Source organism: Chelativorans sp. ZYF759, assembly GCF_012911015.1.
In the GTDB taxonomy this organism is placed as follows: domain Bacteria; phylum Pseudomonadota; class Alphaproteobacteria; order Rhizobiales; family Rhizobiaceae; genus ZYF759.
This window is the reverse complement of sequence record NZ_WVVV01000009.1, coordinates 153,665-166,467: the sequence shown is the minus strand read 5'-3', so window position 1 is coordinate 166,467 and position 12,803 is coordinate 153,665. Positions and strand designations below refer to the sequence as shown.

11 protein-coding genes are annotated in these 12,803 nt (G+C 66.2%); 5 read left to right on the top strand and 6 right to left on the bottom strand.

The window, feature by feature from the left end; genetic code table 11:
* Positions 1-25 precede the first annotated feature (25 nt).
* From thiB to GRZ55_RS15760, 4 genes are all read left to right on the top strand, one after another.
* The gene (thiB, locus tag GRZ55_RS15775) at positions 26-1,027 is read left to right on the top strand and encodes a thiamine ABC transporter substrate binding subunit (protein ID WP_169287898.1); all 1,002 of its coding nucleotides are present in this window, start codon (positions 26-28) and stop codon (positions 1,025-1,027) included.
* Positions 1,003-2,640: a thiamine/thiamine pyrophosphate ABC transporter permease gene (thiP, locus tag GRZ55_RS15770; protein ID WP_169287897.1), complete on the top strand. Its 1,638-nt coding sequence runs from the start codon at positions 1,003-1,005 to the stop codon at positions 2,638-2,640. The genes thiB and thiP overlap by 25 nt, the downstream gene beginning before the upstream one ends.
* Positions 2,640-3,368, top strand: a complete 729-nt coding sequence (gene thiQ, locus GRZ55_RS15765) for a thiamine ABC transporter ATP-binding protein (protein WP_169287896.1) — start codon at positions 2,640-2,642, stop codon at positions 3,366-3,368. Before thiP ends, thiQ begins: the two co-directional genes overlap by 1 nt.
* A 223-nt stretch (positions 3,369-3,591) precedes the next feature.
* On the top strand, positions 3,592-5,028 hold the full coding sequence (locus GRZ55_RS15760) for a M48 family metalloprotease (protein ID WP_169287895.1): 1,437 nt from the start codon (positions 3,592-3,594) through the stop codon (positions 5,026-5,028).
* Positions 5,029-5,034: 6 nt separating this feature from the next.
* Here the strand turns inward: GRZ55_RS15760 and GRZ55_RS15755 are convergent, their stop codons facing one another.
* The 5 genes from GRZ55_RS15755 to GRZ55_RS15735 form a co-directional block, all read right to left on the bottom strand.
* On the bottom strand, positions 5,035-5,898 hold the full coding sequence (locus GRZ55_RS15755; RefSeq protein ID WP_169287894.1) for an RNA polymerase factor sigma-32: 864 nt from the start codon (positions 5,896-5,898) through the stop codon (positions 5,035-5,037).
* Between the two features lie 212 nt (positions 5,899-6,110).
* Positions 6,111-6,683: a CarD family transcriptional regulator gene (locus GRZ55_RS15750; RefSeq protein WP_169287893.1), complete on the bottom strand. Its 573-nt coding sequence runs from the start codon at positions 6,681-6,683 to the stop codon at positions 6,111-6,113.
* 344 nt (positions 6,684-7,027) lie between these two features.
* Positions 7,028-7,366: a ferredoxin FdxA gene (gene fdxA, locus GRZ55_RS15745; protein ID WP_169287892.1), complete on the bottom strand. Its 339-nt coding sequence runs from the start codon at positions 7,364-7,366 to the stop codon at positions 7,028-7,030.
* Positions 7,367-7,484: 118 nt separating this feature from the next.
* Positions 7,485-7,865, bottom strand: coding sequence for an RNA-binding S4 domain-containing protein (locus tag GRZ55_RS15740; protein ID WP_169287891.1), 381 nt, complete (start codon positions 7,863-7,865; stop codon positions 7,485-7,487).
* Positions 7,866-11,027: a helicase-related protein gene (locus tag GRZ55_RS15735; protein WP_169287890.1), complete on the bottom strand. Its 3,162-nt coding sequence runs from the start codon at positions 11,025-11,027 to the stop codon at positions 7,866-7,868.
* Positions 11,028-11,143: 116 nt separating this feature from the next.
* On the opposite strand from GRZ55_RS15735, the gene GRZ55_RS15730 reads away from it, so the two are divergent.
* Complete coding sequence (locus GRZ55_RS15730) at positions 11,144-11,770, top strand: trans-aconitate 2-methyltransferase (RefSeq protein WP_169287889.1); 627 nt, start codon at positions 11,144-11,146, stop codon at positions 11,768-11,770.
* 234 nt (positions 11,771-12,004) lie between these two features.
* On the opposite strand, the gene GRZ55_RS15725 is transcribed toward GRZ55_RS15730, so the two are convergent.
* Positions 12,005-12,727, bottom strand: a complete 723-nt coding sequence (locus tag GRZ55_RS15725) for a beta-ketoacyl-ACP reductase (protein ID WP_169287888.1) — start codon at positions 12,725-12,727, stop codon at positions 12,005-12,007.
* Between the last annotated feature and the right edge of the window lie 76 nt (positions 12,728-12,803).

Sequence of the window (12,803 nt, the reverse complement as noted above, 5' to 3'; positions counted from 1 at the left end):
CAACACGAGAAGAGGAGGCGCAAGCATGCGCGCAGTTTCATTGTTCACGTCCACCGCTTTGGCCCTGGCGATAGCCCTGCCGGCTGCTGCCCAGGACATACTGACCATCTACACCTATGACAGCTTCACCTCCGATTGGGGTCCAGGCCCCGTGATCGAGGCGGCCTTCGAGGCCGAATGCGGCTGCGAGGTCAATTTCGTGGCCGTGGCCGACGGCGTCGCGCTGCTCAACCGCCTGCGGCTGGAAGGCCAGAACACGCAAGCCGACATCGTGCTCGGGCTCGACACCAATCTGGTGGTCGAGGCCAAGGACACGGGGCTCTTTGTCCCGCACGACATCTCTCTCGATAATGTCGACGTGCCGGGCGGCTGGGAGGACGATATCTTCGTGCCCTACGATTATGGCTACTTCGCCTTCGTCTACGACACGGAAGCGGTGGAGACGCCGCCCGCGAGCCTGCGCGAACTGGTCGAGGGCGGTCCGGAGCCGGCAATCGTCATCCAGGATCCGCGCACCTCGACGCCGGGACTGGGCCTGATGTTGTGGGTCAAGCACGTCTATGGCGACGAGGCGGAAGCAGCCTGGGCACAACTGTCCGAGCGCGTGGTCACCGTGACCCCCGGCTGGAGCGAATCCTACGGTCTCTTCACCTCCGGCGAGGTGCCGATGGTGCTTTCCTACACGACCTCGCCGGCCTATCACATCATCGCGGAGGAGACGGAACGCTATCAGGCGGCCGCCTTCGAGGAGGGGCACTACATGCAGATAGAGTTGGCCGGCATCACGACGCGTGGGCAGGAAAATCCGCTTGCCCGCCAGTTCATGGAATTCATGACCGGGCCGGGCTTCCAGGACGCGATTCCCGAGACCAACTGGATGTATCCCGCAGGTGCCACTTCCGAACCGCTGAACCCGGCTTTCGACCGCATGGTCGCGCCGTCGCAGCCATTGCTCTTCACCCCCGAAGAGGTGGCGGAGAACCGTCGGGCATGGGTCGATGAATGGCTGTCCGTGATGAGCCGCTGAGGCGCGGCTTCCCGATCGAACCGAGGGTCGGGGCGGGTCTTGCCGCCCTGGCCGCCATCGCCGTTCTGATCGGCGGTGCCTTTGCCGGGATGATCGGCGAGGCGGCGCGCGACTGGTCGGGCGCCGTCTCCGCCTTCGATGGCTACATGATGCGCGTGGCCCGCTTCACGCTCTGGCAGGCGGCACTCTCGACACTTCTTTCGGTGGTGCCCGCCCTCTTCGTGGCGCGTGCCCTCGCACGACATCCACGGTTTTTCGGCCGGGCGGCCATCCTGCGGCTCTTCGGCGTGCCGCTGGCGCTGCCGGCTCTCGTCGCCGCGCTGGGCGTGCTCGCCCTCTATGGTCGGGCAGGCTATTTCGCCGAGCCGCTGGGCTGGCTCCATGGCGGCCGGTGGCCGGGCATCTACGGTCTGTCGGGCATTCTGGTGGCGCATGTCTTCTTCAACCTGCCGCTGGCGACACGGCTTTTCCTGCACGCGCTGGAAACGATTCCCGCCGACCAGTGGCGGTTGGCCGCCCAGCTCGGCATGAACGGCCGCGCAACCTTCCGCCTCCTCGAATGGCCCGTGCTGCGCGCCAGCCTGTCGGGTGTGGCGGCACTGGTCTTCATGCTGTGCATCACCTCCTTCACCATCGTCTTGCTGCTCGGCGGGGGCCCGCGCGCAACGACGCTCGAAGTGGCGATCTACCAGGCGCTGCGTTTTGATTTCGATCCGGCGCGCGCCATCGCGCTCATCGGCCTGCAACTGGCACTGGTGACGGCGGCGATCTTCCTCATTACCCGGCTGGGGGCCGACGCTGCCGCCGATCGCGGCCTGCCCGTCGCCCCTGCACGCCCGGCGCTGGCCGGACCGCTGGAGCGCGTGTTGAACGCGGTCCTGATCCTCGCCGCACTCGCCTTCGTGGCGGGCCCGATGGCGGCGATCGTGACCGCGGGTCTTGAGGCCGATCTGGCGCGGCTGGCCGCCGACCCCGCCGTCCATGCCGCCACGGCGACCAGTCTCGTCCTGGCAGTCCTTGCAGCCATATTGTCGGTATCGCTGGCCTACGCCATGGTGAGCGCGCGCGGCGTTCTGGCGCAGGCCGGCCGCCGGGGCCGCCCCTCCCTCCTCGAAAGGGCGATGGGCGAATGGGCGGCCTTCGTGCTCGTCATCCCGCCGATCGTGATCGGCGCCGGCTGGTTCGTGCTCCTGCGCCAGACGGGACAGCTCTTCGCGCTGGCCCCGGTGATGGTGGTCACCGTCAATGCGGTGATGGCCGTTCCCTTCGCCATCCGCGCGATCCGGCCTGCCCATGACGCGGCGGCCGCACGCCACGACCGGCTGGCGGCATCGCTTGGCATGTCGGGCATGTCCCGCTGGCGCCTGGTCGACTGGCCGGTCCTGCGCCGCCCTCTCCTGACGGCCCTCGCCTTCGCGATGGCCCTGTCTCTGGGAGATTTGGGGGTGATCGCGCTATTTGGCAGCGATGCGGTACAGACCCTGCCCTATCTTCTGCTGCAGCGCATGGGCGCCTACCGCACCGCGGATGCGGCGGGGCTTGCATTGTTCCTCGGCATATTGTGCCTGCTCCTGATGAGCCTTGCCGATACCCGCCCGACAGCGAGACGATGATGTCAGACGACAATTCCCCGCGCGGCGCGGCGATCGAGCTGGACGATGTCTCCTTTGGCTTCGACGGCGCGCGGATGCATTTCGACCTTGCCGTGGCAGCCGGCACGGTGGTCGCCATCATGGGGGCCAGCGGGTCGGGCAAGACAACGCTGCTCAACCTGATCGCAGGCTTCGAGAAACCCGAGGCCGGCCGGGTCCTGATCGGGGGGCGCGATGTGACGGACTGGCCCCCATCCGCGCGACCGGTCTCGATGGTGTTCCAGGAAAACAACCTGTTTGCCCATCTCGACGTCGCCGCCAATGTGGGGCTCGGGCGTTCCCCATCCCTGCGGCTGTCGGAAAAGGACAGGACGGATGTTTCAGCGGCGCTGGAGCATGTCGGTCTCGGCGGCAAGGAGCGGCGCTTGCCCGGCGAACTTTCAGGCGGCGAACGCCAGCGCGTCGCGCTTGCCCGCGTGCTTCTGCGGCGGCGTCCGGTGCTGCTCCTCGACGAGCCCTTCGCCTCGCTCGGGCCCGGCCTGCGCCGCGAGATGCTGTCCCTGTTGGCAGATCTGCAGGCGCGGTTGGGCATGACCGTGCTCATGGTCACGCACCATCCCGAGGATGCACGCGCCCTCGCCGGGCACGTTGCCTTCCTGAGCGGCGGCCGCATCGAAGCCTTCGGTGAAGCGGACCGGTTTTTCTCCGACACTGGTCCACAGGGATTTCGCAACTATATCGAAGGGTGAAACGGGTCGCGGCGCCGCGACAACGTCACAATTGCCCGGCAGGTGCCTTCCGTGTGCCAGCTTGCAAGCCGACGACCCATGCGGCTATGCGTGTGGTGACCAGGGGTTGATTGCGTCGGTGATCGCCCACGACGAAAGGATTCTGCAGCTGTACCAGCGCCCTGCCAAGCAACGGGAAGCCTCGACGCGGCTCCGCGCGGCCCTCCGGCCGGCGGCGGCCCTGATGCTTGTCGGCCTGGCGCTTTCCGGTTGCCAGGTGCTTCAATCGGCCACCGGCGACGCGACATTGCGGCCGTCCGGCTCGCCCGTGACCGTCGATACGCTGACCCGCAACGACCGGCTGGCCTCCATCGCGCGCGAACAGCACCCGCGTATCCTGGCGACCTATGGCGGCGAATATTCGAATCCCACCGTCGAACGCATGGTGGCCCGCGTCGTCGGCAATCTGACGCTCGATCCGGACAATCCCAACCAGACTTACCAGATCACGATCCTCAATTCGCCCAACATCAACGCCTTCGCTCTGCCGGGCGGCTATCTCTACGTGACGCGCGGACTCCTGGCCCTTGCCAACGATTCGGCCGAGCTTGCTGCCGTGCTGGCGCATGAGATGGCGCATGTGACCGCCAATCACGGCATCCAGCGCCAGCAGCGCGAGGCGGAAGAGCAACTGGCCTCGCAGGTGGTCAGCGATGTGCTCGGCGGCACCGCGCCCGGCAGGCTCGCCCTCATCCGGGGCCAGTTGCGGCTGGCGCAGTTCTCGCGCAACCAGGAACTGGAAGCCGACGCGGTCGGCATTCGCGCGATCGGACGTGCCGGCTACGACCCCCACGCGGCGGTTCGCTTTCTTCAATCGATGGCGGCCTATGGGGAACTGCGTTCGGTCAACGCGAATACCGACCAGCGCCTCGATTTCCTGGCCACCCATCCCAACCCGCCCCAGCGCATCGAGCTGGCGCGCGGCCATGCCCGGCAGTTCGGCCCGCCCGGAACCGGCACGCGCGACCGCGACAGTTTCCTCTCCGGCATCGACGGCATGCTGTATGGCGACACCCCCGACGAAGGTTTCGTGAGGGGCCGCGTCTTCCTGCATCCGGTGCTGGGCATCTCGCTGACGGTTCCAGAAGGCTTCGTCATCGACAACACGGCTGCCGCCGTCACGGCCTCCGGGGCCGGCGACATCGCCGTTCGCTTCGACGGGGTGACACTGAACGACGGCGTAACCCTGGCCGACTACGTGCGCAGCGGATGGGTGGCCGGTCTCGATCCGGCAAGCATCCGCTCGACCGTGATCAACGGCAACGAGGCCGTGCGGGCACGCGCCCGCGCGGAGGGCTGGCAATTCGACGTCACCGTGATCCGCGTGGGAGGCCAGGTCTACCGGCTGCTGACAGCGGCGCCGGTGGACAGCAATCGTCTCGAGCCGGTGGCAAACGCCGTCACCGCCAGCTTCCGCGCCCTCTCGGAACAGGAACGCCAGGGGCTACGGCCGCTCAGGGTCCGGGTGGTGACGGTGCAGGCAGGTGACAATGTGGCGACACTTGCCGCCCGCATGAGCGGCGTCGAACAGCCCCAGCAACTTTTCAGGATCATCAACGGGCTCGGTCCCGGCGAAACACCTTCGGCCGGGACACGCGTCAAGATCGTGACGGATCGCTGACGCGGCTCACAGGCCGGGTGCGGCGAGTTCGGGATTGCTGCGCACGAGCGCCGTGCGCAGTTTCTCGATGGCGCGGTTCTCGATCTGGCGCACGCGCTCCTTCGAAATGCCGAGCATGGCGCCCAGCACTTCCAGCGTCGCGCCTTCGTCGCGCAGGCGCCTTTCCCGGATGATCTTGAGCTCGCGCTCATTGAGCGCGCCCAGGGCCGCATTTAGCCAGGCGGACCGGCGCTCCGTATCGATCGCTTCGCCCACCACCTGGTCGGGCAGCGGCTCATCTGAGGGCAGGAAGTTGATCCGTTCGGCGGCCGCGCCGCCTTCTTCGGTAACAGGCTGGTTCAGCGAGGTATCGGGCCCCGACAGCCGCGCGTCCATGTTGGCCACGTCGGCGACCGAGACCCCGAGCGTCCCCGAAATCTGCCGGTAGATGTCGCTGGTGGAGAGTTGCTCACCCCCGCTCGAAAGCTTGGCACGCAGGCGGCGCAGATTGAAGAACAGCGCTTTCTGCGTCGAGCTCGTGCCGCCGCGCACGATCGACCAGTTGCGCAGCACATAGTCCTGCATGGAGGCTCGGATCCACCAGGTCGCGTAGGTGGAAAAACGCACTTCGCGCGTGGGGTCGAAGCGGGCCGCGGCCTCCAGCAGACCGATATGGCCTTCCTGGATGAGGTCGCCCATCGACAACCCGAAATGGCGAAATTTCGAGGCCATGGAGATCACGAGCCGCATGTGGGCCATGGTGATGCGATGCAGCGCCTGCTGGTCGCGCTCTTCCTTCCAGCGCACGGCGAGCTCGTGTTCCTCTTCACGTTCGAGGTAAGGAGCTTTCATCGCCGTCTGGATCATCGTCCTGCGTGACAGATCGTCCATCGTCGTACTCCCGCTCTCGGTTGCTCTGCGGAATACTACGCCTCGGACTTCGCTCCGGATCAGGCGCGCAAATGCGCGCGCCAGCAACGCAGTGTCTCCAAAAAAGGAACGATCGGAACGCTCATACGTTCCGCAGCCCGCCAAGCGATGCTGGAAAACGAAAAAGCCCGGCGCAGGGGCCGGGCTTTGTCGAGAGCGTTACCGCGTTCAGATCACGCAGCTTCTTCCTGCTCGGTGTCTTCGTTGTCGGCCTTCGCGCCGCGGCGCGGACCCTTGGCGAGGTTGACCTCGATCAGCCGCACGGCCTCCGTCTCGGAGACCTTGTTGACGGCCGCGATCTCGCGCGCCATCCGATCCAGCGCCGCTTCGTAGAGCTGACGCTCGGAATAGGACTGCTCGGGCTGGTTTTCTGCGCGATAGAGGTCGCGAACGACCTCGGAAATCGAGATCAGGTCGCCGGAATTGATCTTGGCGTCGTATTCCTGCGCGCGGCGCGACCACATGGTGCGCTTCACGCGGGCGCGGCCCTGAACAACCTTCAGCGCACGATCCACGTAATCGGTCTCGGCGAGCTTGCGCATGCCGGTGGAGGTCGCCTTGCCGATAGGGACCTTGAGACGCATCTTGTCTTTGAGAAAATCGACAACGAAAAGTTCCAGCTTGTGGCCGGCAACCTCCTGCTCCTCAATCGCGACGATCTGGCCGACGCCATGCGCCGGATAGACGATATATTCGCCGGTCTTGAAGCCCTGGCGGGTCGCCGATTTCTTCTGCTGGTTTGCCATACGCCCGATACTCCCTGTTATCGCGCCAGCCGGGGGGCCGGCGGTTGGGTCTGACCAATTGGTCAAGTCCTGGCCGTGACAAGCGGATTTGCCCGGAGCGGCAGAAGCCTGGGCGGCAAAAAGCCAAGGCTCAGTCCCGAGTCACCTCGGTCCGGGTTCGGTTGTCGCCTTTCGATGATTGGAGCGCACGCGCCAAATTCGACTTTATCTACGGCATGTATCAGATGTGTAACACAAAAAGCTGAAAGAATCAACAATTTGCGGCACGTTGCCGATTACAGGCCCGCGCGGCAATGCCAATATTTCGCACCTGCGGCATGATGTCGCCGCGCCGATCAGGGGCGTCAATCGCCCTCGCCGGGCTCCGCCGAGAAGAACTTCTCGTACTTGCCTTCCACACCGTCAAATTCCGCCGCATCGGCGGGCGCATCCTTCTTGGCGGTGATGTTGGGCCATTTCTGCGCGTATTCGGTATTGATCTCCAGCCACTTCTCGAGACCCGGCTCCGTGTCGGGCTTGATCGCCTCGGCCGGGCATTCCGGTTCGCACACACCGCAATCGATGCACTCGTCGGGATGGATGACGAGCATGTTTTCACCTTCATAGAAGCAGTCGACGGGGCAAACCTCGATGCAGTCCATGTACTTGCACTTGATGCAATTGTCGGTGACGATATAGGTCATACGGCTTCGCCTGGGGATGGATACGAGCGTGAGGTAGCGCCTTTGCCGGCCCCTTGCAAGGTCGCCTATTGCGCCGATCGTCTTCCTACCGGAATGGATGTCCAAAAGGACCGACGCCTCATTCGGCGTCCCTCAGCCGGTCCAGCGCCCGACGTTCCTTCTTGGTCGGTCGGCCGGCGCCGTGATCACGCGGGGCTGTCTCATCGACGGGCGAAGGACGGCTTTCGGCCGGCGGCGTCAAATCCTCATAGAGCAGCCGCGCTTCCTCGGCCGGCCCGCGCCGGCTGCCCGGGGCCAGAACCCGATAGACCAGCACGCGCCGTTCGAGCGTGATGGTCAGCACGTCGCCTGGCCCGACCTGACCGGAGGGGAGTTCGAGCTTGTCGCGGTTGCGCCTGATCTTGCCTGCGGCCACGAGCCTGGCCGCAAGCGATCGGGATTTCACGACGCGCGCGAAGAACAGCCAGCGATCGATGCGCTGTCTGCCGGCCTCGGCCATCTACTTCTTCAGCTGGTCCTTGAGGGCGGCGAGCTTGGCAAAGGGAGAATCGGGATCGATCTCCTTCGGCCTCGGTTCGCGGGCCGGCCTCGCTGGCTTGTTGCCTTGCGCGCCGGCTGCTTCCTGCGGACGCTGGGGCTTGCCCTTGAAGCGCCGCGGACCGCGATCGCCGCCACCGCCCTTGCGTTCGGCATCGCCCTTCGGCTCGCCACCGCGTTTCTCGCCCGGCCTGCCCTGGCGATTCGGCCGAGCGCCCTGCCCCTGGCGGCCGCGCCCGCCATCGAAGCGGCCGGGACGCCAGAGCATCACGGTCTTGGGACCTTCTTCCCCGGAGACCTCCGCGGCGGGCGTCGGATCGCCGGCACCCTCGTGGGTCTCGGGGACGGGCGCGGGGCTCTGCGCTGCGGAAGCCGGTTCGGCCGGCTGCTCAGGCGCGGACTCTGCCGCAGCCTGGGCCTCGGGTGAAGCGGGCTGGCTTTCGTCGGCGGCTGGCTCGGCCACGGCATCGGCTGCCGCGGCGGGCGCTTCGCTCCCGGCAGCGGCGGCGGCTTCCGGCTCGGACGCTGCGGCCTCCGGCTCAGGCGTCTGGGCGGTCTCGTCGCCAGCATCGTGCTGCCCGGTCGCCTGGGCGACGGCGGGTTCCAGCGGCGCGGTGCTCGCGGCCTTGGCCTCGGCAGCCGCCTGGTCGAACCCGGCGAGCTTCGCCTCGACTTCCGCCGCCTGCGCTTCCTGCCCGCGATAACCGAGCGCCCTGAGGATTTCTTCCATGTCCTGGGGCGTGGCCCCGAGGATGGACATCATGCCCGGCGTCACCATGAAGGCACTGCCGTCATAGGCGCCATCGGGCCTGGCGCCCTGCCCGGGCTTCCAGGCCAGTGCCGGCCGGATGAGGTCGGCGAGGCGCTCCAGAATGTCGACGCGCACGGCGCGCTTGCCGACGATGCGGAAGCCGGCCAGGCGGTAGAAGTTCTTCTCGAAGCTCTCGTCGACCGCGATGGAGGTGCGGCCGGCGGCAAGCGCACCGACCACGTCGCCGAAGCCCGGCTTGTCCTTGGCATCGTTCTGGAGTGCCCAAAGCAGCGACAGGAGCCCCGCCGGCGCCGGCTTGATGAGTGCCGGCACGAAAATGTGGAAGGCCCCGAACCGCACGCCAAGTCGACGCAGCGCGCCGCGCGCTTCCTGATCGAGCGCGCGAATGTCCTCCGCGACGTCGCGGCGATTGAGGATGCCGAAATTCTCGACGAGCCGGAACGCCACGCCGCGTGCCATGCCAGACAGCTGCTCGGCGGACTTGAGGTCGTTCAGCGGCTTCAGCGCCGTTTCGATCTGATAGGCGACGAAACGCTCGATCCGTGCGGCGACCTTGTCGCGCGCGGGGCCCGTCAGATGCTCGTCGGCGAGAAGGATCGCGCGCGGACGAAGCGGATCCTCCGCGCTCGACAGCGCGGCCACCGGCGCACCCAGCCACCTGACGAGACCTTCCGACGACAAGGCGAGGTCACCGTTCGCGCACAGCGAGAAACGCTGGGCCCGGTTCTCGAACTCGGTGGCAAGCGCCTTCTGGGCAGCGGCACGCACTGCCTTGGCATCCTCGCCCTCGGCCGTCTGGTCCGCCGTGAAGCGAAACCCTTGCAACTCTCCGACATGGTGGCCTTCGACCAGCACTTCTCCCGTCGGGTTTATTTCTGCTTCCAGCATTTCGTTCTCTCTGAGACGCCTCATGAGCACGGATGTCCTGCGGTCTACGAAGCGTTTCGTCAATCGCTCATGCAGGGCATCCGACAATCTGTCCTCGATATCGCGTGTTTTTTCCTGCCAGTGGGCCGGATCGACCAACCAGCCAGGGCGATGCGAGACATAGGTCCAGGTCCGGATCTCGGCGATCCGCTGGGAAAGCGTGTCGATATCGCCTTCCATGGAATCGGCCCGGCGGACCTGTTCGGCGAGATAGGTCTCGTCGACATGGCCCTTGCCCGCGAGGTCGAGAAAGAGCGAGGAGATGAGATCCGAATGCTGGGCAGGCGCGATGCGGCGGTAATCCGGCAGCGCGCAGACTTCCCACAGCAGCTGGACATTGCGCCTTCCGCTGGCCGCGTCCCGAATGCGCCCGTCCTGGACCAGCCTTTCCAGCGCGCGGGCATCGGTGGCCGGCAGGGCACGCGTCAGCCCCTCCACCGGCGGGATGGCCTCGATCGAGGAGCGCAGCGACTCCAGGCTGGTGAAGTCGAATTCCGCGGTGCGCCACTGCAGCACCTTGATCGGCTCGAAATCGTGGCTCTCGATCCGCTCCACGATTTCCTCGGAGAAGGGATCGACCTGACCGGTCTCGCCGAAGGTGCCGTCGCGCACGTGGCGGCCGGCCCGGCCTGCGATCTGGCCGAGTTCCGCCGCGGTCAGCTGGCGGTACTGGTGGCCGTCGAACTTGCGGTCCTGCGCGAATGCCACATGGTCGACATCGAGATTGAGCCCCATGCCGATCGCGTCCGTGGCAACCAGGAAGTCGACGTCGCCGGACTGGTAGAGTTCCACCTGGGCGTTGCGGGTGCGCGGGCTGAGCGCCCCCAGAACGACCGCCGCCCCCCCGCGCTGGCGCCGGATCAGCTCCGCGATGGCATAGACCTCGTCCGCGGAGAAGGCGACGATGGCCGACCGCCGGGGCAGGCGCGTGATCTTCTTCTGGCCGGCATGGGCAAGATGCGACATGCGGGGCCGGGTGACGACGGAAAGCCCGCGCAGCAGCTTTTCCAGGATGCCGCGCATCGTCGCGGCGCCGAGAAGCAGCGTCTCGTGACGCCCGCGCAGATGGAGGATGCGGTCGGTGAAGATGTGCCCGCGCTCCATGTCGGCGGCCAGCTGCACCTCGTCGATCGCCACGAAGGCGGCATCGGTCTCGCGCGGCATGGCCTCCACGGTGCAGACCGAATAACGCGCGCCGGGGGGCGCGATCTTTTCCTCGCCGGTGATAAGCGCCACATTGGCGGCGCCGACCTTCTGCGCCACGCGCCCATAGACCTCGCGCGCGAGCAACCGCAGCGGAAGCCCTATGACACCCGACTGGTGCGCCACCATGCGCTCGATCGCCAGATGCGTCTTGCCGGTATTGGTCGGTCCGAGCACCGCGGTGACGTCGCGGCCGGAAAGCACAAGGGGAGATGGGGTCATTGGCGGGAGATTCGCGTCTCTTGGGCAGGCATTGCTTTCTTCTTAGCAGGCACCCGGGCGAATTGCATCTCCGCAACCCAATGCCCAGATTGTACACGACACGAAAGGTGCAGCCGATGACCACCTCCCCCGATGACCGCGCGGAACACTGGCAGAAGGTCTACGAAACCAAGGCCGAGCAGGAAGTCAGCTGGTTTCAGGAATGCCCGCAAATCTCGCTCGACATGATCGGCGCCACGGGGATGGGGAAGGAAGCGAGCATCATCGACGTGGGTGGTGGCGAATCGCGTCTCGTGGATGCCCTCCTGGACCGCGGGCACAGCAAGGTGACGGTACTCGACCTCTCGCAGAAAGCCCTCGAGGTCGCGCGCGACCGGATTGGAGACAGGGCCCGGTCCGTCGACTGGATCGTGGCGGACGCCACGACCTGGAAGCCGGAAGCGACATACGACATCTGGCACGACCGCGCGGCTTTCCACTTCCTCGTCCAGACCGCCGATCGCGAGGCCTATGTGAAACGCTTGCGCGCGGCGCTCAATCCGGGCGGCCACGTCATTATCGGCACTTTCGCGCCCGACGGCCCGGAAAAATGCAGCGGGCTGCCAGTGATGCGCCACGACGCGCGGTCGCTGGCAACCGAACTCGGCGCGGGCTTCATCCTGCGCGAGACACGCCAGCACGACCACATGACACCCGGCGGCAATGTCCAGCACTTCCAGTTCAGCCGCTTCGAACGTCTGTGACCCAGCCACATTTGGAACGGGCCTCGAACGAAACGGCGACGAATCGCTGACTCCGGCCGCTTCCCTATTTGTTCCCTACAAGATCTAGGGATAAGGGCCGGCCTCACGGCCGGAGACACCACCCCTTGCGGCACCAGGCAGGTGGCGTGAATCTTATCCACAGCTTGCCCACAGCTTGTGAGACCTTATCCACCGCTCGTCCACGGGAGAGCGGTGGATAGACGGCGCCATGCATCAGGAGAAGAACTGCCCGCCATTGGCCGAGATGGTCGAGCCCGTGATGAAACCGGCCTCGTCGGAGGCGAGGAAGACCACGCAGCGGGCGATCTCCTCCGGCTCGCCCAGGCGGCCGACGGGAATCTGGCCGATGATCGATTCGCGGACCTTTTCGGGCACGGCCATGACCATCTCCGTAGCGATGTAGCCGGGGCAGATCGCGTTGACGGTGATGCCGGCCCGGGCTCCTTCCTGCGCCAGCGCCCGGGTGAAACCGATGTCGCCAGCCTTGGCAGCCGAATAGTTGGCCTGCCCGGCCTGGCCCTTCTGGCCATTGATGGAAGAGATGTTGATGACGCGGCCGAACTTGCGGTCGCGCATGCCGGACCACAGCGGATGCGTCATGTTGAAGACGCCGGACAGATTGGTGTCGATCACCTCGCGCCACTGTTGCGGGGTCATGCGGTGGAACATGGCGTCGCGCGTGATGCCGGCATTGTTGACCAGCACCTCGACGGGACCGAGTTCCGCCTCGACCTGGGCGATGCCGGCCGCGCAGGCCTCATAGTCGGCGACCGACCATTTGAAGACCGGGATGCCGGTCTCGTCGCGGAATTTCGATGCCGCTTCGTCATTGCCGGCATAGTTGGCGGCGACCTTGTAGCCGGCTTCCTTCAGGGCGACCGAGATGGACGCGCCGATGCCGCGGGACCCGCCCGTGACCAGTGCAACTCGTGACATGCAGTTCTCCTCCCATTGGATCTCGTATGACTGGCGGGCAGTGACGGATCGCGCTCAGCGAAGGGATCGCTTCGCG